16 protein-coding genes, 1 tRNA gene and 1 pseudogene are annotated in these 21,807 nt (G+C 60.0%); 3 read left to right on the top strand and 15 right to left on the bottom strand.

Going from position 1 to position 21,807, the window contains the following annotated elements:
• The first annotated feature begins 57 nt into the window (after positions 1-57).
• Positions 58-1,836: an acyl-CoA dehydrogenase C-terminal domain-containing protein gene (locus CAF63_RS21310; RefSeq protein ID WP_085612949.1), complete on the top strand. Its 1,779-nt coding sequence runs from the start codon at positions 58-60 to the stop codon at positions 1,834-1,836.
• A 227-nt stretch (positions 1,837-2,063) separates the two neighbouring features.
• Here CAF63_RS21310 and CAF63_RS21305 read toward each other — a convergent pair whose 3' ends face one another.
• Complete coding sequence (locus tag CAF63_RS21305; protein ID WP_085688502.1) at positions 2,064-2,993, bottom strand: LysR family transcriptional regulator; 930 nt, start codon at positions 2,991-2,993, stop codon at positions 2,064-2,066.
• Between the two features lie 169 nt (positions 2,994-3,162).
• Between CAF63_RS21305 and CAF63_RS21300 the strand changes: the two genes are divergently transcribed.
• Positions 3,163-4,446 (top strand): aspartate aminotransferase family protein, encoded by a 1,284-nt coding sequence (locus CAF63_RS21300; protein ID WP_085688500.1) that lies wholly within the window; start codon positions 3,163-3,165, stop codon positions 4,444-4,446.
• Positions 4,447-4,652: 206 nt separating this feature from the next.
• Complete coding sequence (locus CAF63_RS21295; protein ID WP_065259115.1) at positions 4,653-4,811, top strand: YqaE/Pmp3 family membrane protein; 159 nt, start codon at positions 4,653-4,655, stop codon at positions 4,809-4,811.
• A gap of 3 nt (positions 4,812-4,814) precedes the next feature.
• On the opposite strand, the gene CAF63_RS21290 is transcribed toward CAF63_RS21295, so the two are convergent.
• From CAF63_RS21290 to CAF63_RS21225, 14 genes and pseudogenes are all read right to left on the bottom strand, one after another.
• Positions 4,815-6,623 (bottom strand): S9 family peptidase, encoded by a 1,809-nt coding sequence (locus tag CAF63_RS21290; protein WP_085688498.1) that lies wholly within the window; start codon positions 6,621-6,623, stop codon positions 4,815-4,817.
• On the bottom strand, positions 6,589-7,725 hold the full coding sequence (gene pqqE, locus CAF63_RS21285; RefSeq protein WP_371807421.1) for a pyrroloquinoline quinone biosynthesis protein PqqE: 1,137 nt from the start codon (positions 7,723-7,725) through the stop codon (positions 6,589-6,591). The genes CAF63_RS21290 and pqqE overlap by 35 nt, the downstream gene beginning before the upstream one ends.
• 7 nt (positions 7,726-7,732) lie before the next feature.
• Positions 7,733-8,008 carry a pyrroloquinoline quinone biosynthesis peptide chaperone PqqD gene (gene pqqD, locus CAF63_RS21280; RefSeq protein ID WP_085688496.1) on the bottom strand — a complete coding sequence of 92 codons (276 nt, stop codon included), beginning with the start codon at positions 8,006-8,008 and terminating at the stop codon, positions 7,733-7,735.
• Positions 8,005-8,757, bottom strand: a complete 753-nt coding sequence (pqqC, locus tag CAF63_RS21275; RefSeq protein WP_085688494.1) for a pyrroloquinoline-quinone synthase PqqC — start codon at positions 8,755-8,757, stop codon at positions 8,005-8,007. Before pqqC ends, pqqD begins: the two co-directional genes overlap by 4 nt.
• Positions 8,758-8,778: 21 nt before the next feature.
• The gene (pqqB, locus tag CAF63_RS21270) at positions 8,779-9,690 is read right to left on the bottom strand and encodes a pyrroloquinoline quinone biosynthesis protein PqqB (protein ID WP_085688492.1); all 912 of its coding nucleotides are present in this window, start codon (positions 9,688-9,690) and stop codon (positions 8,779-8,781) included.
• Positions 9,691-9,774: 84 nt separating this feature from the next.
• Positions 9,775-9,849 (bottom strand): pyrroloquinoline quinone precursor peptide PqqA, encoded by a 75-nt coding sequence (gene pqqA, locus CAF63_RS21265; protein WP_003444522.1) that lies wholly within the window; start codon positions 9,847-9,849, stop codon positions 9,775-9,777.
• 159 nt (positions 9,850-10,008) lie between these two features.
• Positions 10,009-12,435 (bottom strand): pyrroloquinoline quinone biosynthesis protein PqqF, encoded by a 2,427-nt coding sequence (pqqF, locus tag CAF63_RS21260; protein WP_085688490.1) that lies wholly within the window; start codon positions 12,433-12,435, stop codon positions 10,009-10,011.
• Positions 12,436-12,473: 38 nt separating this feature from the next.
• Entirely contained in the window at positions 12,474-13,268 is a 795-nt protein-coding gene (locus tag CAF63_RS21255) for a carbon-nitrogen hydrolase family protein (protein WP_085688488.1), read from the bottom strand.
• A gap of 12 nt (positions 13,269-13,280) precedes the next feature.
• Positions 13,281-14,963: an NAD(P)/FAD-dependent oxidoreductase gene (locus CAF63_RS21250; protein WP_085688486.1), complete on the bottom strand. Its 1,683-nt coding sequence runs from the start codon at positions 14,961-14,963 to the stop codon at positions 13,281-13,283.
• Between the two features lie 146 nt (positions 14,964-15,109).
• Positions 15,110-15,571 carry an Lrp/AsnC family transcriptional regulator gene (locus CAF63_RS21245; RefSeq protein WP_007959884.1) on the bottom strand — a complete coding sequence of 154 codons (462 nt, stop codon included), beginning with the start codon at positions 15,569-15,571 and terminating at the stop codon, positions 15,110-15,112.
• Between the two features lie 295 nt (positions 15,572-15,866).
• Positions 15,867-16,436 carry a PBECR2 nuclease fold domain-containing protein gene (locus CAF63_RS21240; RefSeq protein WP_085688484.1) on the bottom strand — a complete coding sequence of 190 codons (570 nt, stop codon included), beginning with the start codon at positions 16,434-16,436 and terminating at the stop codon, positions 15,867-15,869.
• A gap of 194 nt (positions 16,437-16,630) precedes the next feature.
• Positions 16,631-17,857, bottom strand: a pseudogene (locus tag CAF63_RS21235) (IS3 family transposase).
• A 96-nt stretch (positions 17,858-17,953) separates the two neighbouring features.
• Positions 17,954-18,030, bottom strand: a tRNA-Ile gene (locus CAF63_RS21230).
• 15 nt (positions 18,031-18,045) lie between these two features.
• The gene (locus tag CAF63_RS21225) at positions 18,046-21,792 is read right to left on the bottom strand and encodes a bifunctional diguanylate cyclase/phosphodiesterase (protein ID WP_085688482.1); all 3,747 of its coding nucleotides are present in this window, start codon (positions 21,790-21,792) and stop codon (positions 18,046-18,048) included.
• Between the last annotated feature and the right edge of the window lie 15 nt (positions 21,793-21,807).

Raw genomic sequence — 21,807 nt, 5'->3', positions numbered from 1 at the left:
GGCTCAACGAAATCACCTTTCCACGAACCACCTGTTTAGATCTTTGCGAGGTTTGCCATGGCTGACTACAAAGCGCCGCTGCGCGATATGCGCTTCGTCCTCAATGAAGTGTTCGAAGTCGCCAAACTCTGGGCCGAACTGCCGGCCCTGGCCGAAACCGTGGATGCGGAAACCGTTGAAGCCATTCTCGAGGAGGCCGGCAAGGTCACCAGCAAAAGCATCGCGCCCCTGAGCCGTGCCGCCGACGAAGAAGGCTGCCACTGGGCCGACGGTGCCGTTACCACGCCGGCCGGTTTCCCACAGGCCTATCAGACTTATGCCGAAGGCGGCTGGGTCGGTGTGGGCGGTGATCCGGCCTACGGCGGCATGGGCATGCCGAAAGCCGTGTCGGCTCAGGTCGAAGAAATGGTCAACTCCGCCAGTCTGGCTTTCGGCCTGTACCCGATGCTGACCGCCGGCGCGTGCCTGTCGATCAACGCCCACGCCAGCGAAGAGCTGAAAGCCGCGTACCTGCCGAACATGTACGCCGGCGTCTGGGCCGGTTCCATGTGCCTGACCGAACCGCATGCCGGCACCGACCTGGGCATCATCCGCACCAAGGCCGAGCCTCAGGCCGACGGTTCCTATAAGGTCAGCGGCACCAAGATCTTCATCACCGGCGGTGAACACGATCTGACCGAAAACATCATCCACCTGGTGCTGGCCAAACTGCCGGACGCACCGGCGGGGCCGAAAGGCATTTCGCTGTTCCTGGTGCCGAAGTTCATGGTCAATGCCGATGGCAGCCTGGGCGCACGCAACCCGGCGAACTGCGGTTCGATCGAACACAAGATGGGCATCCAGGCGTCCGCTACGTGCGTGATGAACTTCGACGAAGCCGTGGGTTACCTGGTCGGCGAGCCGAACAAGGGCCTGGCCGCGATGTTCACCATGATGAACTACGAGCGTCTGGGCGTCGGTATCCAGGGCCTGGCCACCGGCGAGCGCTCGTACCAGAACGCCATCGAATACGCCCGCGACCGCCTGCAAAGCCGTTCGCCGACCGGCGCGCAGAACAAGGACAAGGTGGCCGACCCGATCATCGTCCACCCGGACGTGCGTCGCATGCTGCTGACCATGAAAGCCTCGAACGAAGGCGGCCGTGCGTTCTCCACTTACGTGGCGATGCAGCTCGACACTGCCAAGTTCAGCGAAGACGCCGCCACCCGCAAACGTGCGGAAGATCTGGTTGCGTTGCTGACGCCAGTGGCCAAGGCGTTCCTGACCGATCTGGGTCTGGAAACCACCGTCCACGGTCAGCAGATCTTCGGCGGCCACGGCTACATCCGTGAGTGGGGCCAGGAGCAACTGGTGCGTGACGTGCGCATCACCCAAATCTACGAAGGCACCAACGGCATTCAGGCGCTGGACCTGGTGGGTCGCAAGATCGTCGGCAGCGGCGGCGCGTTCTACAAATTGTTCGCCGACGAGATCCGCCATTTCACTGCAACCGCCAGTGCCGATCTGGGCGAGTTCACCAAGCCGCTGAATGACGCTGTCGACACCCTCGACGAGCTGACCTCGTGGCTGCTGGACCGGGCGAAAACCAACCCGAACGAAATCGGCGCGGCATCGGTCGAGTACCTGCAGGTGTTCGGCTACACCGCTTACGCCTACATGTGGGCGCTGATGGCCAAGGCATCGCTGGGCAAAGAAGCGCAGGACGATTTCTATGCGAGCAAACTCGGCACGGCGCGGTTCTATTTCGCCCGTCTGCTGCCGCGGATTCACTCGTTGAGCGCGTCGGTCAAGGCCGGCAGCGAGTCGCTGTTCCTGCTGGACGCTGCGCAGTTCTGATGATGTAACGTCATGTAAGCGATCTCTTACATGACGTGCTGCTGTTCTCCCATAGGCGTAGATTGGATCCAGAGCTAATCTACTTTCCATGGACGTCGCGCAGGAAGCGCAAAGCAACAACACGGACACGTAGGATTCTGCCAGGGTGGCGGAGTGAAATGGATGTCAGGGAAACAGTCTGCAAAGCCCCGCTTCGGCGGGGTTTTCTTATGCCCGCAGAAAAGTTTTCAGCTCAGCGCGTCCAGCGGTGGCGCCCCTTTCAGCGGTTTGTCCTCACGCTGCATCACCTCTTCCAGCAACGTTCGCAGCAAGGCCAACGGCGCCTGCTGGCGCTGCACATCGCGACACACCAGCCCGACCTTCAACGGCACGCGCGGCTCACTCAACGGTTTCCACAGCAGATCCTGATCGTCGTACTCCTTTTGCGAGCGGCCGGGCAGCACCGTCGCCAGACGGGTATGCGGCAGGCTGTCGAGAATCCCCACCATATTGTTCAATTCGGCCTGCACTTGCGGGCGTCGCCCGAGGCTGGCCAGTTGCGCCTGCCAGATCTGGCGGATCTGAAACTCTTCGCCCAGTAGCAACATCGGCAATTCGGCCGCCTGACTCATGGAGACTTTCTTGAATTCCCGCAGCGGATGATCCGCCGGGATGACCAGCGTCAGTTCATCTTCGTACAGCATCACGCCGTGCAGCCCCGGCTGGCGTGGCGGCAGATAGCTGATGCCGATGTCCAGCGAGCCGTTGAGCAAACGCCGCTCGATCTCAAGTCCCGTCAGTTCATAAATCTGTACCACCAGATGCGGCTGGGCCTTGCGCACTCGTTCCAGCATTTGCGGCACCAGGCTGGTGTGCACGGTTTGCAGCACGCCGATCGCCAATGTGCGCAGTGCCTGACCCTTGAAGTTGCCCAGCGCCTCTCGCGCCCGCTGCATGCCGTCGAGCAGTGGCAAAGCGTGGTTGTATAAGGTGTGGGCGGCGAGGGTCGGCAACAGGCGCTTGCTGCTGCGTTCGAACAGGATGACGTCGAGGTTTTGTTCCAGATGGCGAATCTGCTGGGACAGCGCGGGTTGAGAGATCGACAGGCGTTCGGCGGCGCGTCCGACATGACCTTCTTCGTAGACCGCGACGAAATAACGCAGTTGTTTGAAATCCATAAGTAATACTTATCGAAAATGCTGGGAAATCGAAATGGCTCGACGCCGTGAACCGGCCTAGTCTAACCGCATTCACAAGGCTTACAGGGCCGGAAAGCGCAATGACCAGCGTTTGTTTTGAAAGTGTTTGCATAGGCAGTTCAAAAAACCTCGAGCGAGGTTTTTTTCAATGAATCTGTTCAGTTTGCGGCGCCAGACGCCGAGCCTCGATGACCTGGCTTTTGAAACCCAGGAATCGGACGCCGCTGATGGCCTGAATGCCGAGCGCCTGATGCCCAGCGTCGAGCGCCCGCAGCAAGTATTCGTTCGCGGCCAGGGCTCCTGGCTATGGGACAGCAATGACCGCGCCTACCTGGACTTTTCCCAAGGTGGTGGCGCCAACAGCCTCGGCCACAGCCCTTCGGCACTGGTCAAAGCTATTGCCAACCAGGCTCAGGCCCTGATCAATCCCGGCTTCAATCTGCACAACCGCGGCATGCTCAGCCTCGCCGAACGTCTTTGTGCGAGCACTGCCAGCGATCAGGCCTACTTGCTCAACAGCGGCAGCGAAGCCTGCGAAGCGGCGATCAAACTGGCGCGTAAATGGGGCCAACTGCATCGCGGCGGCGCCTCGCGGATCATTGTTGCCAGACAAGGCTGCCACGGACGTAGTCTGGCGACGATTTCGGCGTCGGACAGTTGCAACCTGCACAACCGTTTTGCGCCGCTGCTGCCGGGTTTCGATCTGGTGCCGTTCAATGACCTGCCGGCGCTGCACGCGGCGGTTGATGCGCAGACCGTGGCGATCATGCTCGAGCCGATCCAGAGCGATGCCGGGGTAATCCCTGCGACCGAGCATTACCTCAAGGGTGTCGAACGCCTGTGTCGTGAGTTGGGGATTCTGCTGATTCTCGATGAAGTTCAGACCGGCATCGGCCGCTGTGGCACCTTGCTCGCCGAACAGTCCTACGGCGTGCGCGCCGATATCGTCGTGCTCGGCAAAGGCCTCGGCGGTGGCGTGCCACTGGCGGCGTTGCTGGCGCGAGGCAAGGCCTGCTGTTTCGACTCAGGTGAGTTGGGCGGCACTCATCATGGCAACGCGCTGATGACCGCCGCCGGCCTGGTGGTGCTCGACAGCGTGCAGGATCGCGCCTTCCTCGAACAGATCCGGGACAACGGCCAGCATCTGCGCGAAGGGCTCGCCCGTCTGGCCCATCGTTATGAACATGGCGAGTTGCGCGGGCAAGGCCTGTTCTGGGGACTGACCCTGTCGGAAGACTCCGCTGAGGCCGTGGTAAAAGCCGCGCTTCACGAAGGCTTGCTGCTCAACGCTCCTCAAGCCAACTGCCTGCGCTTCACCCCGGCGCTCAACGTCAGCAAGGCCAACATCGACGAAATGCTCCTGCGCCTGGCTCGCGCCTTCTCCCGGGTACGCACCGCGCAACTGCAATGCCGCAAAGGGATTGCCGTCTGAGCTGAAGTTTCCCACCCGAATTCAAGAACCGTCTCGCGGTATAACGCACGCCCCACGCCTGATTCTTTTGGCGTGGGGCGTTTTTTTTGTGGCGGGTAATGGCAATCAGATGGCGGGATTGCAGTTTGCACTGAACCCTGACAAACGGCACGGGTCGATTAGCTTGTATGGCTCAGGTGAGCCAACCCCCAATCAGGAGCTACCCCATGGACTTTATCCGCATCATCATCGCCATTATCTTGCCGCCACTGGGTGTGTTTCTGCAGGTCGGGTTTGGCGGCGCGTTCTGGCTGAACATTCTGCTGACGCTGTGCGGTTATATTCCGGGGATCGTGCACGCGGTGTACATCATCGCCAAGCGCTGAGTCTCAGTCCGTCAAACCCATCACTCGCCGATAGAACCGCCATTCCTGCTCCAGCGCATGGGCTTGGTTGTCGGCCCGGCGGAAGCCGTGGCGTTCATCGGCGTAGTAATGCGCTTCGACTTCAATGCCGTTTTGCTCCAGGGCCGCGACCATGTCGCGGGTCTGTTGCGGCACGACGACGGCGTCCAGTTCTCCTTGGAAGAAAATCACCGGTACGCGAATGTTGCCTGCGTGCAGCAACGGCGTGCGAGCCGCGTAGCGTTCGGCATCTTTCTCCGGATCGCCGATCAGCCAGTCCAGGTAGTCGCCTTCGAACTTGTGTGTCGCGCGGGCCAGGGCCACCGGGTCACTGACGCCGTACAGACTGGCGCCGGCGCGGAACACTTGATGGAATGCCAGTGCGCAAAGTGTCGTGTAACCACCGGCGCTGCCGCCACGAATGAATGCACGCTCACCGTCGATCATCCCGCGTTCGGCCAGATAGGCCACCACTGCAAAGGCATCCTCGACATCCACCACTCCCCAACTCAGATGCAGCGCCTGCCGATACTCCCGCCCATAGCCGCTGCTGCCGCGGTAATTGAGGTCGGCGACGGCGAAGCCGCGTTGCGTCCAGTACTGAATGCGCGGGTCGAGCATCGGGTAGCACGCCGACGTCGGGCCGCCGTGAATGAACACCACCAACGGCGGTTTCACATCACCATTCGTTGCCGGGTAAAAGAAGCCGTGTGCTTCACCCGAATCGCTGGGATAGCGCAGGGTTTGCGGGCGGCTGATGCGCTCGGCTGGCAGCGGTGCGACACCGCCAGCCAGGACATTCACCTCATGAGATTCGCGATCAATGGCGATCACCGCTGAAGGGCTGATCGGTGAGGCGGCAATGCAGTAAATGAACTGATCATCGACAGCCAGATGACGGAAGCGGCTGTAGTCGCCGGTGAAGTCTTCACCGTTGAGCGCCAGACGACCGAAACCGCCTTCGCTCCAGCTCGCCATAAAGCTTTCGTCGGTGGGCAGCCAAGTGCAGCCGCCTAGTTGCCATGGGGCCGGCGCATGATCGGCTTCGGCGCTGGCTAACGGTTGCAAGCCGTCTGCCGACTCGAACCACGGTTGCCAATATCCGCCACGATCGCTCAGACAGCCCAGTCGGCCATTGGCATCGAAACGCGGTTGCTGGATCGACTCTTCAAACGCTTCACCCGCCACACAACGCGGGGCGGAAAATCCATTGGAAGAGCGCTCGGCGAGCATCAGTCGGGTGGATGTCCACGGCTGATGCGGACGGCTCCACTCGATCCACGCCAAGCGCTGGCCGTCCGGGCTGACGATCGGCGCAGCGTAGAAGTCCGCGCCTTCAACCAGACTATGGCCGTCGCCATTCGCCAGATCGATAGCCACCAGCCGATGCCGATCACCATTCTCTTCAACAGCCAGCACCTGCCCATCGGCAAAGTGCAGATCACCATATCGGCATTCCCCGGACGTCAATGCCACCGGCTCGCCGCCCAGCGTCTGTCGGTACAGCTGCTGGTCCGCCTCGTTAACGAAAACCACCCCGTCAGGCGTCAGACAAAACGCCCCTCCGCCATATTCGTACACCCGGCTGCGGACGCTGAAACCCGCAGGCGTCAGACATTTCGCCGCGCCATCGCGCCAGTGCCAGATCCGGCAGGCGGCGTCGGTCGGGCGATATTCATTCCAGAACAAACCATGGGCACCAAGTTGCAATTCGGCGAAATCCACGCCGGCAGCAACCGCAGCGGTGGCGCTGAAAGGCTCAGCCTTTGGCGATGAGGCGCGAGTTTCGTTCATTGCGAAAGGCCAGTTGTTCGATGGTCTGGGTGGCGTGCTCGGCTTCTTCGCGGGCCTTGAGAATCACGCCGTGATGTTCGGACTTGCTGCACACCGGATCGGCATTGCTGGCATCACCAGTGAGCATGAACGCCTGGCAGCGGCAGCCGCCGAAATCCTGTTCCTTTTCGTCACAGGAGCGGCATGGCTCGGGCATCCAGTCATAACCGCGGAAACGGTTGAAGCCGAACGAGTCGTACCAGATGTGCTGCATGCTGTGGTCGCGCACATTGGGAAATTGTACCGGCAGCTGTCGGGCGCCATGACAGGGCAGGGCGGTGCCGTCCGGTGTGACTGTCAGAAACAGACTGCCCCAGCCATTCATGCAGGCTTTCGGGCGCTCTTCGTAATAGTCCGGGGTGACGAAAATCAGCTTGCACGGATGCCCTTCGGCTTCCAGTTTGGCGCGGTATTCGTTGGTGATGCGTTCGGCCCGCACCAGTTGCTCTTTGGTCGGCAACAGGCCGACACGATTGAGCTGCGCCCAGCCGTAGAACTGGCAGGTGGCGAGTTCGACGAAGTCGGCCTCCAGCGCAATGCACAGTTCAATGATGCGGTCGATCTTGTCGATGTTGTGCCGATGGGTGACGAAGTTCAGCACCATCGGATAGCCGTGGGCTTTCACGGCACGGGCCATTTCCAGTTTTTGCGCAAAGGCTTTTTTCGAGCCGGCGAGCAGGTTGTTCACTTGCTCGTCGCTGGCCTGGAAACTGATCTGGATGTGATCGAGCCCGGCCTTCTTGAAGTCGCTGATCTTCTGTTCGGTCAGGCCGATGCCGGAGGTGATCAGGTTAGTGTAGAAACCCAACTGACGCGCTTCACGGATCAGCTCGGCAAGGTCCTGGCGCACCAGCGGTTCACCCCCGGAAAAGCCCAGTTGCGCCGCACCCATCTCCCGCGCTTCACGGAACACCTTGATCCACTGCTCGGTGCTCAGCTCTTTGCCCTGCTCGGCGAAATCCAGCGGATTGGAGCAGTACGGGCATTGCAGCGGGCAGCGATAAGTCAGCTCGGCGAGCAGCCACAGCGGCAGGCCGATTTCCGGTTTGGCCGGGACTTGCACCGATGACTCAGGCAAGTTCGATCCAGTGCTGCGCACGGGCAACCTCCATGAATTGCTCGATGTCGTCACCGAGCTCGGGTACGCCGGGAAACTGTTTGTCGAGTTCGGCGATGATCGCCGCGACATCCCGCTCACCGTCGATCAGGCCGCCGATCAGCGCGGCACTTTCGTTGAGCTTGATCATGCCCTCCGGGTACAGCAGCACATGGCCTTTCTGGGCCGGTTCGTACTGGAAACGGTAGCCGGGACGCCAGTTCGGGGTCTTGCTGCGGTCGAAACTCATAAGGCGATTCCTTTATGCCAGACCCGTTGATCGGTGACGCTGTGATACGGCGGGCGGTTCAGTTCGTAGGCCATGCTCATGGCATCGAGCATGCTCCAAAGAATGTCCAGTTTGAACTGGAGAATTTCCAGCATGCGCTCTTGGCCTTCGCGGGTCTTGTAGTGCTCGAGCGTGATTGCCAGACCATGCTCGACATCGCGCCGGGCCTGACCGAGACGGGTGCGGAAATATTCGTAGCCGGCCGGGTCGATCCACGGGTAATGCTGCGGCCAGCTGTCGAGCCGCGACTGGTGAATCTGCGGCGCGAACAGTTCGGTCAACGAGCTGCTGGCGGCTTCCTGCCAACTGGCGCGGCGGGCGAAGTTGACGTAGGCATCGACGGCGAACCGCACGCCGGGCAGCACCAGTTCCTGGGAGCGCAATTGATCCGGATCGAGACCGACGGCCTTGCCCAGTCGCAGCCAGGCTTCGATGCCGCCGTCTTCACCGGGAGCGCCGTCGTGGTCGAGCAGCCGCTGGATCCACTCGCGGCGGATCTCGCGATCCGGGCAGTTGGCGAGGATCGCCGCGTCTTTCAGGGGAATGTTCACCTGATAGTAGAAGCGGTTGGCGACCCAGCCCTGGATCTGCTCGCGGGTGGCCCGGCCTTCATACATCGCCACGTGATACGGGTGATGTATGTGGTAGTAGGCGCCCTTGGCGCGCAGGGCCGCTTCGAATTCGGCGGGGGACAGCGGGGTGTCGGTCATAGCGGTTCTCCGGGCCATTCGTTACAGGACGATACTCATGCCGTCATACGCCACTTCAACATTGCGCCGAACAAGTTCCGCGCGCTCCGGGGAGTCTTCGTCGAGAATCGGGTTGGTGTTGTTGATGTGGATAAGCACCTTGCGCTGCTCGGGAAGCTGTTCCAGCACTTCGAGCATGCCGCCAGGGCCGTTCTGGGCCAGGTGGCCCATTTCACGGCCGGTGCGGGTGCCGACGCCACGGCGCTGCATTTCATCGTCGTCCCACATCGTCCCGTCCACCAGCACGCAGTCGCTGCCGGCCATGATTTCCAGCAGCGGCGCATCGACTTTTCCCAAACCCGGCGCGTAGAACAGTTTACCGCCGGTGCTGAGGTCTTCGACGATCAGGCCGATGTTGTCGCCCGGGTGCGGGTCGAAACGGTGCGGCGAGTAGGGCGGCGCGGCGCTGCGCAACGGCAGCGGAGTGAAGCGCAGGTTCGGGCACGCGGCGACGGTGAAACTCTGGTCGAGTTCGATGCGGTTCCAGTCCAGCCCGCCGTTCCAGTGCTTGAGCATGGTGAACAGCGGGAAACCGGTGCTCAGGTCTTCGTGAACCATGTCCGTGCACCAGACCTGATGCGGGCAGCCTTCGCGCAGGCTGAGCAGGCCGGTGGTGTGGTCGATCTGGCTGTCCATCAAGATGATCGCGCTGATGCCGGTGTCACGCAGGGCACGGCCCGGTTGCATCGGGGCGAAGCTCTGAAGCTGCGCGCGGACGTCCGGCGAGGCGTTGCACAGCACCCAGTTCACGCCGTCATCGGAAATCGCGATGGACGATTGGGTACGGGCCTGGGCATTCAGGCTGCCGTCGCGAAAACCGGCGCAATTGACGCAGTTGCAGTTCCACTGCGGAAAACCGCCACCGGCGGCCGAACCCAGAATCTGGACGAACATGAACGCTCCATCATTTCAACGCTGAAAATAAAACGCCCCGGCGAGCCGAGGCGTTGCACTGCAGTGTTCTGCTTGAGGCAGGACTCAGCGGCTGGCGAAGTACATGGTGACTTCGAAGCCGATGCGCAGGTCGGTGTAAGCAGGTTTGGTCCAAGCCATCGGGTGACTCCTTTTTCAGGTGGGTGAGATAGCGCTATCCATAGGTATAGTCCACGGCAGCGCAGGGATGTTCCAAATAGTTAGGTGGCTATGTTACTCAAAATTTCAGGGGGTTGGCCCGTGAATCTTTGAGAAAGCTCCTTGCAGCCCCGGTAATGATCATTTTGCCGATTGCCATGGCGCGCCTGGCGCAGGGCCGTTGGCCAGGCCGTGCCAGCCGCCTTCGGCGCGGATCAGACGTTTTGCGGCGGTCAGCAATGCCGGGCGATCCAGTTGAGCGATGGCATGGCGTAGCTGGGGCAGATAATCCGACGAGTGGCCGGCGAGTCGGGCCTGCCACAGGATCTCGGACGCATCTTTGCCGGACAGGACGCTGTCATCGAATTGATCGGCAAGTGTCTGGCGTTGCCGGGCGAGGCCGGCGTCGTCGAGTTGTTCGACAAGGGCTGGCAGTCCTTCGAGAAACTGCTGAATGTGCTCGAGCAATTGCGCGGCGGTGGCCGAGGGCGATTGCACACCGAACAGCAAGCCGGTCTGGCCGTGGAGCTGGCGCAGGCCGCTGAACACCGCATAGCCGAGTTGTAATTCAACTCGCAGGCGTTGGTAGAAAGGTGTCTGGCACAGTTGCGCAAGCAGGCGCCACGTGGCTTCGTCGGCGATTTCACGGCTGGCAGTCGGAAAGAACAGCAGCAAGGCGTGTTCGCTGGACGCGCTGTCGATCTGACTCCACCGGTATCCGTTATGGATTGCCGACGGTGAGGGGATTTGATTGTCCGGGATGCCCGGGATGCGGCTCAGGGCCAGGCCCATGGCTGACTGGGTCTGTGGGTTTAGCCCCAAAGCCAGACCGTCCCAGCGAGAAGTTGTCCACAGGTGCGCGGCGTCATCGGATTCGCCTACCGCTGGCAGGTACAGTTCGGGCAGTACTTTGAGCAGCTGGCGGATCGGTATCAGCGCCGTTTTCGGTTCGCCTTTTGCGCAATCGACGCCCACCTGTGTCAGAGATTTCAGCGCGTGTTCCAGCACAACAGGCAGCGTGTCCTGCAGGCCGGTGAGTCTCAGCAGCCACTGATTGCCTATGGCGCTGAAGGACAACTCGACTCCGGCCTGACGTGCGTCGCCGGAAACCTCCCGCAGACTGCGTTGCAGTTTCGCCTGCAGCTCGGCCGTGGCCGCCGCCTCTGTCTGCCAGCGCACATACACCGCCCCTTCGTCACCGTTATCCGGCAGCGCCTGGTTGAATTGCATCGGCGAACGTTCGCGGCGGCTGCGCGAGCGATCCTGAGCAAACGTGCGCAGGCCTCGGTGGGCGCTGGTCTGGCCGCGGATCAGACCCGCGTTGGCCAGTGGCTCGGCTGTGCGCAGGAACGGATTGGCGGCGGGCAGATGCCAGTGACTGCTGAAGTTATCCACAGTGCCGATTTTGCCGAGGATTGCTTTGAGCACTGCAATGGCCGATTCGGAGATTTCATTCTCGAGTTGTTCGCTGTCGAGTCGGGCCAAATGCAATGCACCGCTGACCTGCTGCTGCCGTTCAAGCAGCGTTGCATACTCCTGACGCAACGCCGGCCAGTCCTGCTGCGCTGCGAAGAAGCTCAACCAGTCGAGAAACTGTGCGCGGATGGCGTCGAGTGATCCGGATGTCGCCGTGAACTGAAGATGCAGCAAGGCTTGCCCGCCGAACTGGTACTGCACGCTGGCGTGCAAGCCGTCGGCGAGACCCTGCTGCTGCAAATGCGCGAGCAACCCACCGGGTTTGGCGCTGTTCAACCAGTGACAGAGAAACGCCAGCGCTTCGGCCGACGACTCCGGCAAGTCCTCCAGCGCAAACAGCAGATCACCGCGTTGCTCGCCAGCCTGTTGATAACTTTTCTGTGTGTTGTCCATCAAGCGAACGGGGGCTGCCTGTGCAGTTTTATCCCCAGCCGTCAGCGCGGCGGCAAACTGCTCCGCGAGCGCTCGCAGTTCTTCCACACTCTGCGGTCCGACCAGGCTCAGAGTCATCTGCCCGGTGCGGTAAAACTGCTGATGGAAGTCTTTCAACGCCTGCTGAAAATCCGCTTGTTCTACCGGCAGGCTCTCGCGATTTCCGGCATGAAAGCCGCGCAATGGGTGCGCCGCCGACAATCCCTCAAACAGCGCCTCTTTCTGCTGAGCCGCAGCATCCTGCGACCACGCAACAAACTCCGCCTGCAGCACTTCCCGTTCCCGCAACTGATCGTCCGGATTCATACGCGGGTGAGCGAGCATGTCCGACAGACGCTCCAGCCCACCGCTGAAGGACGTTGGCGGCAACTCAAAGAAGAAATCGGTGGTGCGCTCGCGGGTGCTGGCATTCACCTGGCCGCCACGTCCTTGCACGTAGGCCATCAGCCCTTGCTGTGCAGGAAAACGCTGAGTGCCGAGAAACAGCAAATGCTCAAGGAAATGCGCCAGCCCTGGCCACGCCAATGGCACGTCATGACTGCCGGCAGCTACCCGCAACGCGGCGGCGCTGCGCTTCAGGCCGGGCACGTGACGCAGGGTCACGCGCAAGCCGTTGGCCAGGGTTTCGGTGTGGGCACGGGGATGGGTCGGCGCAGACATGGGCACTTCCAGAACAGTGAAGTGCCAATGCTAGCGGATTAGCGCTTGCTGAGCGCGTCGTAAAGTTCGGGGCGGCGGTCGTTGAAGTAACGGTTGGCGCTGCGGGAGTCGACCATTAACTGGCGATCCAGCTCACCGACGATCAAGGCTTCGTCCAGTCCGGCTTGGGCGATGCGGCTGCCATCCGGCGCGGCGATGCTGCTTTGCCCGCAGTAATGAATGTCGCCTTCGTGGCCGCAGTAGTTGGCGTAAGCCACGTAGCACTGATTTTCGAACGCGCGGGAGCGCACGGAAACATCGGCAATGAAATCGAAAGGAATCATGTTCGCCGTCGGCACCAGAATCAGCTCGGCGCCTTCAAGAGCAAGGCGCCGGGCGTTTTCCGGGAACTCCAGGTCGTAGCAGATCAGGAAGCCGAGCTTCCAGCCGTTGAGCTCGACTATGGGAAACTCGCCTTCACCGGGGCTGAACATTGAGCGATCCAGATCGCCGAACAGATGCGTCTTGCGGTAATTGCACAGGCGCTCACCGTTCGAATCGATCAACTGCACGGCGTTGTAGATCTGTCCTTCGGCAGTGCGCTCCGGGTAACCGTAGAGAATCGCCAGGCCGGCAGCCTTGGCGATCCGTCCGACTTGCTGCGCCCACTCACCGTTGAAGACCTCGGCCAATGTCGCAACCGCCTCCTTGCCGATGTTGTAGCCGGTCAGGAACATCTCCGGCACCACCAGCAGGTCGGCGCCTTTGGCCTCCATCGCCAGTTGATGCAGGCGCTGGAGGTTGGCGGCGGGTTCCAGAGGCAGCGGTGGACATTGGTAAAGGGCTACACGCATCAGGGATTCCTCTTACTCGGGCAGGGTGATCGGGCCGATGTCGTTGAACACATCACCCGGGCCGGGGTTCTCTTTATGTGTGGACCCGCCGAAGTGCTTCATGATTCCCCAGACCGCGTTGAGCGAGGTCTGCACCGCGCCTTCAACCCAGGCCGGCGTCCACGACACGTCGTCGCCGGCGATGAAAATCCCGCGCTGCTCCGGCGGCATGTCGTCCTGCATGAAGTGCGCATACATGCGCTGGTTGTAGCGATAGTGGCCGGGCAGGGCGCCCTTGAACGCGCCGAGGAAGTGAGGGTCGGCTTCCCACGACACGGTGATCGGATCGCCGATGATCCGCGCGGCGATGTCGACTTTCGGGTAGATCTTCTTCAATGCATCCAGCGCCAGCTTCACGCGTTTTTCTACCGGGTGCGGGAGCATCTTCAGCGCATCGCTCATCCACGAGTACGACAGACAGATCACGCCCGGTTTATCGTCGCCGTTGTCGAACAGATAGGTGCCACGGGTCAGGCGATCGGTGAGGGTCATGCTCATCAGGTCGCGGCCGGTTTCCGGGTCCTTGTCCTTCCAGAACGGGCGGTCGACCATTACGAAGGTCTTCGACGATTGCATGTAGCGCGTGCGGTCCAGCGCCATCCACATCTTCTGCGAGAACAGGCTTTCGTCGCATTCGATCTGGGTAGTCAGCAGCCAGCTCTGGCAGGTGGTCAGTACGGCGGCGTATTCGCGGGTGTCGCCGTTGTTGTCGGTGACTGCGAAACGTCCGTCAGGCGCGTGGGCGATTTTCTTCACCCCGGAGCGCGGCGCGCCGTGGTGCAGCGATTTCAGGCTGGTGCCTTGCGGCCAGTGTACGCAGCGCTCCGGCGCGTGACGCCAGATGCCCTGCGGCACTTGTTCGACGCCGCCGACCACCAGATGTTGGTGATCGTCGCAGTTGGTCATCACTACGCGGAAGATTTCCAGCATCGAGTTGGGGAAGTCCGAGTCCCAGCCGCCGGTGCCGAAACCGACCTGGCCGAATACTTCACGGTGATGGAACGACAGTTTGGCGAAGGCTTTGGACGTGGCGACGAAGTCGTAGAACGTGCGGTCGTCCCACAGCGGCACCAGGGTGTTCCACAACTCCTTGAGGCGTGGCACATCACGGTCACGAATCGCTTGCTGGATATCCGAGAACTGCGAACCGGCCTCCAAAGCATCGGCCCAGGCGTCAGCCACTTCCTGGAACAGTGCAGGAAGGTCCTTCAGACTTTGTGCGTAATGGGTTTTGCCTTCCAGGTCGATCACGGTGCTGCCGGAAGCCGGCGTCAGCGGGTTGGGGAAGGGCTTGGTCTCCAGACCGAGTTTGTCGACGTAGTGATAGAACGCGGTGGAAGATACCGGAAAGCGCATGCCGCCGAGCTCGGCGACGATGCCATCAGTACCGTTGAACGCTTGCGAACGCAGACGGCCGCCAAGCTTCGAGGCCTCATACACGACGGGTTTCAAGCCGAGTTTCATCAGCTCATAAGCCGCCACCAGACCGGCGATACCAGCACCGACGATTGCCACTTCGGCACCGTGGTTGTGCTCGGGAATGCTGCCCAGACCGGCCGGGTGTTCGATCCAGTCGTCGAAGGCGAAAGGAAAGTCCGGGCCGAAAATGGTGACTGGTTTCTTACCGTCTGCAGGATGGCGATTGTTCTTGTTCATGGCTGACCTTGCTGGCGACCCGACGCTGGATGCGCGTCTGAGTATAGGAAAAGATGCCAGCCATTCTAGGGAGCGTAGAACACGTTAATAAGACGCAATGTGTCGTCGTTTTGAGCGTTGATGCTGCAATATGACGAAGGCAGTGATCAGACTGGATGTCCGCGATCAATCTTGCTGCTGAGGATGATCGACGTCGTGGTCTTCTCTACCCCATCTACACTGCCGATCTGATCCAGAAGCTGATCGAGCTGTTCCGGTGAATCGGTACGCAGCCACGCCACGTAATCGAATTCGCCACTCACTGCGCACAATTGCTGTACCTGAGCCATTGCGCTCAAGCGGCGCAGTACCTCTTTGCCGGAGCGTGGCTGCACCTTGATCCCGACGTAGGCCTGCAAACCGCCATCCACCACGCGTTGGCCCAGACGCACGCCATAACCTGTGATGACCTTGGCCTTTTCCAGCCTCGCCAGTCGCGAAGTCACGGTGGTACGGGCGATCCCCAATTGCCGGGCCAGCATCGCCACGCTCTCACGGGCATTGATTTGCAGGGCTGCGATCAGCTGGCGGTCGATTTCATCGAGCACGGGTGGGCGGATGTCGGGCAAGGGCAGGCTCCAGCGGTACGGATCAATGTGGCTGCATGTTACAGGCTCGTCACGCGAGGCGCTTGTGAGCGCTGATTGAGTGGCGAGGGATTAGGCAGTCACCGGGGATTTTACTGAAACAAAAGAACAGACAAATGATTTGACTTGCCTGCTGCCTTTATCAAAAATGGCCTCAAGAGCGCGAAATCTGCTGCCTTGCAGGGCCTCAGCAGACGTAGGTACCTCAGCGATGCTGCAACATCGGTGTAAGGTGAGACCTCTTCATCCCATTTCCTGAGGATGCCAATATCAGGATTCAAATATTCAAGGGGGAGCCAACAGGCTCCTCTTTTTGTTTGTCCTGAAGAATGTATCTCTTGTAGAGAAGTTCGCCCTGACGGTGCTTGTTCATCGCTCTTGCCGGAGCATGCATGAAGTTCCACAGGACGTGGCCGTGCCTGACATCTACCACGACGAGCATGTCATTTTTTGCCTCATAGGCGTTGATGAAAGCCATGCGGTATCCGCCGTTGTCGTACAGCACTCTCCATATTTCAAACGGCCCCGTCAGCGTGTCAATCGCATGCCGAACGTAGCGCTCTCGTGAGTCAGCGCGTTTTTCGACGATGTGGGCGAGTTTGTCCCTCATGACCGCAACGTTTCCGATCGGTGTGAGGATAGTGACTGCGAGTAATGCCTCATCGATGAATCCGAAATGAGTCAGGAGAATTCTGAGGGCTCCTTGCGCATCGTCTGCCCTTTTCACTTCATCAATTGTGGCCGAGCGAAGCTCCCTGGCCAGTGTTCGCAGGTCGGGCAAAGCTAAGTCGATCCATGTTTGTTGGCCACCTGATTCTTTTATAAGTGGCGCAGCATTCACGAGCATGAAAGTAATCCCTGGCGAACAGCGGCGCCCGGAGATTACTCGTTCGGAGAAAAGGCCAACAAGGCCGAAAACTGAGTGAAAACACAGCTTGGGAAATAACCTACAGACCTCGCGGTAGTCTTCCGAGTATGGCGCTTGTAACGACCGTAATCGCCAAACGACATGTCTAGTCCTGAAATAGGTTTACACATGTTTCACCCTAACGCCCGATGCACCGCATCGGGCGTTTTGTATTTTAAGGACAGGTGCGGGCGCTCCTGGTTGTAGATCAAGATGGCCTCCCGCACCATTTGCTCCGCTTGCGCCAGGTCTGTTGGCCGATGGAGCAAGAGCTCTGTCTTCAAGATGCCATTGACCCGCTCTGCCAAGGCGTTTTGGTAGCAGTCGTAGCCCATCAGTCATTGAGCACGTGATGCCATGTTTGGCATGGAGCTTTTGATATAGCGCCGAGCAGTACTGCACACCTCGATCCGAGTGATGAACCAGTTTCTGGCGTGTTCGACGCGTCTTCAAGGCCATACGCAAGGCTTGAGCCACTGAGTCGGCATGCAAGCTGCCATGCACGTGATAGCCGACGATCTTTCTTGAGAAGGCATCCGTCACCAGACTCAAATAGACCGGATCATCACGTTTGGTGGACAGATACGTGATATCGGCCACCCAAACCTGTTCCGGACCGGTAGCGACAACTTGCGACGGGCCTGGTTTAAGCAGATTGGGATGGCAGCGGAAGTGATGATGACTATCGGTCGTTTTGTGATAAGCCCGCTTCCTGCGGACCAGTTGGCGGTAATCACGCAAGACCGCCAATAACCGATCGCGGCCGACATGCAGCTACTGTTTCTCACGCTCCGCGTGCATCAACGAGTGCAGTTTGCGGGCGCCAATGCAGGGTTGGCGCACTCGGATTGTCTGCACAAACTGGATGAGTTTCTGATCTTGCTCGATGCGAGCCCGACAGACGCGATTACGTTTGTAAAAGGCTTGGCGACTGATCCCCATAAACTGGCAAGCCCTGCTGACACTCAGGGTTTGGGTTTGCGCAACGACTTGCCGGGCCGCTTTTTTACGACAGAGACGCCGTAGTCGTTCTTCAGTACATCCACCACGTCTTCAAAAAACTTGGCTTTCTGATTCGCCAGCGCCAACTGCTCCTCAAGCTCTTTGATTCTCTGCTCGGGAGTTAAGGGCAAAGTGGGCTCGTCCATCGGTCGGTTCCTTTGGGAACGAATGGAGGCGCCTTGGCTCCAGTCTTGCCGACCATGCTTGCGTAACCAAACCAACACCGTCGACCGACCCTGAATTCCGTAGCGCCGTTGAGCCTCTTTATAACTCAACTCGCCTTTTTCGACTTGGTCGACAACCGACAATTTAAAAGTCAGCGTGTAATCGCGTTGACTGCGTTTTGCGCCCGAATCCATTGCACACTCCTGATAAGAAGCCAGAAGGTGTAAACCTTATTCAGGACGAGACAACAGGCGAAAAAAAGCCGCACATAAGCGCGGCTTTTTCATGTTTGGTGGGCCCACACGGACTTGAACCGTGGACCAAAGGATTATGAGTCCTCTGCTCTAACCAACTGAGCTATAGGCCCTCAGTAGGCCGCGGATTATAGCGACGGTTTCTCGGCTGTGCTATCCGAAAAATCTGATACGGCTATACGAAGAAACGTCGCGGCAAACTCTTCTGGCGGTAGCGGCAGGCTGACGATGTAGCCCTGGATCTGTTCGCAGCCTTCGGCGGCGAGGAATTGTTGCTGGGCCTGGGTTTCCACGCCTTCGGCGATCACGGTGAATTGCATGCTGCGGCCCAGGGCGATGATGGCGCGCACGATCGCCGCATCGTGCGGGTCATCGGGCAGGCCGCGGACGAAAGACTGGTCGATCTTGAGGATGTCCAGTGGCAGGCGTTTGAGGTAGCTCAGCGAGGAATAACCGGTGCCGAAGTCGTCGATGGCCAGTTGCACGCCCAGGTGTTTGAGCTGGTGCAGCACCGCCAGCGCTTCTTCGGCCTGGCTCATGATGAAGTTTTCGGTAATTTCCAGTTGCAGTAATTCCGGCCGCAGACGGTTGTCCTTGAGCAGTTGCTCGATGCGTCCCAACAGGTTCGGCTGGCGCAGTTGAGCGCCGGCGAGGTTCACCGACAGCGGGCCGAGGGATTCGTAGATCTGGCCCCACTCGAACATCTGTCGGCAGGCAGTTTCCAGCACCCAGTCGCCGATTTGCAGAATCATGCCGTTCTCTTCCGCCAGCGGAATAAAATGCTCCGGCGGCACGTCGCCGAAGTTCGGATGGCGCCAGCGGATCAGGGCTTCGGCGCCGACCAGACTGTGATCGTCGAGGCTGATTTTCGGTTGGTAATAGAGGTACAACTCCTCGCGCTCGATGGCTCGGCGAAGTTCGTGCTCCAGCGCCACACGCTCGCTGGCCTGGGCGGTGAGATCGCGGGTGTAGCTTTCGACCCGGTTGCGGCCCTTGGCCTTGGAGCGATACATCGCCGCGTCCGCGTTCTTGATCAGGGTCGCAACATCGCAGCCGTCGCGCGGGTAAAGGCTGGTGCCGATGCTGGCGCTGATGAAGAACTCATGCTCACCAGCCTGGAATGGCGCACCAAAGCAGTTCAGCAGTTTGGTGGCGATGTTGTCTGCATCCCCGGGCTGCTGCAGGCCGGGCAGCAGAATGATGAATTCGTCGCCACCCAGGCGCGCGACGGTGTCGATATCGCGCAGTTGCTCCTTGAGGCGCACGGCGATGCCCTTGAGCAACAGATCGCCGACCGGGTGACCGAGGCTGTCGTTGATGTGCTTGAAGCGGTCGAGGTCAAGGAACAGCACTGCGCCCTGACCGCCGTTTTCCTGCTGGCTGTTGAGTGCCATCAACAGACGACTTTCGAACAGCGTGCGATTCGGTAGGCCAGTGAGCGGGTCGTGATGCGCCTGATAGTCGAGTTTGGCCTGGGCGTGCTTAAGGCTGGAGATATCGGCGAACACCGCAACGAAGTGCGTGATGAACTTGTCGCGATTGCGCACGGCGCTGATGGTCAGCCAGCTCGGGTACAGCTCGCCATTTTTGCGTCGGTTGGAGATTTCGCCCTGCCAGTGACCTTCGTCGGTCAATTGATGCCACATCGCCGCGTAAAACGCGCTGTCGTGCAGGCCGGACGCCAGCAGGCGCGGAGTGTGCCCCAGCGCTTCACTTTCGCTGTAGCCGGTAATTTCGGTGAACGCTCGGTTTACAGCGCTGATGTGTTGCTGGGTGTCGGTGATCAACACACCTTCGGCGGTACTTTCGAACACGGTCGCGGCCTGCTGCAGTTTTTCCTGCATCAGGTGGCGTTCGGTGATGTCCCGGGCGATGGTCAGCATGCACTCTTCGTCGCCGATCGGCAGTGGACGGCTGGACACCTCGCAGAGCCGGATCTGCCCGTCGCTGCGGCGGATATGGCAGCTGAAGTCGCGAACGAACCCGTCGCGGTGCAGCAGGTCGAGCATTTGTTTGCGTTCGTTGAGGTTGACCCAGATGCCCAGATCCAGCGCCGAGCGATCCACCGACATGGCGCTATTGAAACCGGTGATGCGGCTAAAACCCTCGTTGACCTCAAGCAGCAGGCCATCGCTCTGGCGCGACAACAGCAGACCGTCCGGCGAGGCGTGGAAGGCCTTGGCGAACTTCTCTTCGGAGGTTTGCAATTGCTGTTGGGTTTCCTTGAGCTGGGTAATGTCGCGGACCACCACAACCAGCGCCGGTGTGGTGTCGAGCTCGAAGGGTTCGGCGGAAATCAGCCCGGTGAACACCTGGCCATTGTTGCGACGAAAGGGCATCTCAAGGTTGCGAATGCTGCCGGCCTGCAGGCGCTGAAGCAGGCCCGGGCCGACTCCGGGAATACCCCAGATGTTGAGTTCGGTGGCGGTCTGGCCAATGACTTCTTCGGCCTTGAGCCCGATCTGTTCTTCAAAGGCTTCGTTGACTTCCAGCAGGCATCCGTCCGAGAGTCGGGCGATGACCAGAATGTCCGGACATTGTTGAAATACCGACGCAAACTTCTGCTCCGATAGTCGTAGTGCTTCCTCGGTGCGTTTGGTTTCGCTGATGTCGATCATCAGACCGCGCATCACCGGTTCATGGCCATGTTCGATCAGGCTGACAATGTCACGCACCCACAAACAACGGCCGTCAGCGGTGATCACCCGGTAATCGAGACTGTGATCGCGCCCGGCCAGCACTTCGTGATCGCAGAAGCTCTGTGCGCGTGTGAGGTCCGCCGGGTGGATGATGTTGCGCCAGAAGCCGGGAATCAGCCAGTGCGACAGTGGATAGCCGAGCAGGTCCTCGGCATGGGGGGAAACGTAGCTGTAGGTGAAATCGCTGATTCGTGCTTCCCATGCGATGGCCGAGAGGCTCTCCACCAGTCCGCGATAGTGGTATTCGCTGCTGCGCAGTTCTTGTTCAAGATCGATGCGTCGGGCGATTTCCGAACTGAGACGACGGTTGATGCGGATCACCATCGCCAGGACGATGACCAGAAGCAATAGCCCCGGTAAACCGTAAACCAGCAGGTCAGACCAAAATGTCCGATGATCGAGGACGTTGCCTACCCAGTGCTCCTGAATACTGCTGATTTCTTCCGGGGACATGTCGGCCAGAACTTTATCCAGAATACTCACCAGCATTTTGTTGTCCCGAGGAACGCCCATCGCCAGTTGGTAGCGATAAGGGGTTTCGCCGCTGACATACAAACCATCCAGTTTGAGCTGACGCAGGCTCCAGACGCTGGAGGCCAGATCGCCGACCACCGCGTCCACTTCATCGGTGGCCAGGGCCTGCAACGCGGAGCTGACGTTGGGCATCGCCACCAGATTCAGGTCGGGATGATGGGTGCGCAGCAGCTCATGGGGCGCGTAGTTCTCGACCACGGCGATTTTCAGACCGTAAAGCTCCTCGAGCTTGCGCGGTTGCGGGCCGCCGACGTGGGCGAGGATGACGATCGGAAAGTCGAGATAAGGGCGGGTGAACGACAGGTAGCTCTGGCGTTCCGGGGTGGACATGATGCCAGGCAACAGGTCGATCTTGCCGTTTTTCGCTTGTTCGAGCACTACGGTCCAGCTCACCGGCTCGATGGGCGTGAGTTTGACCGCCAGGCGTTGGCGAATCACATCGATATAGTCCGCCGCCAGGCCCTGATAACGGTTCTGGTCGTCGCGAAACTCGAAGGGCGGCCACGACGCGTCGACACCCAGTCGCAAGTCCGGGTGAGCCGCCAGCCAGCTACGTTCTTCATCGGTCAGAGTCAGCGCGTCAGCCGTTGCGGTCCAGATCATCAGTGACAGCAAAAAAAGCACGGACGCCAGTCTGGGCATAACGGTCTCGTTATG

This window comes from Pseudomonas sp. B20(2017), assembly GCF_002113125.1.
In the GTDB taxonomy this organism is placed as follows: Bacteria; Pseudomonadota; Gammaproteobacteria; order Pseudomonadales; family Pseudomonadaceae; genus Aquipseudomonas.
Note: the sequence above shows the minus strand (reverse complement) of the source record. Positions and strands in the feature narration are given on the sequence as shown.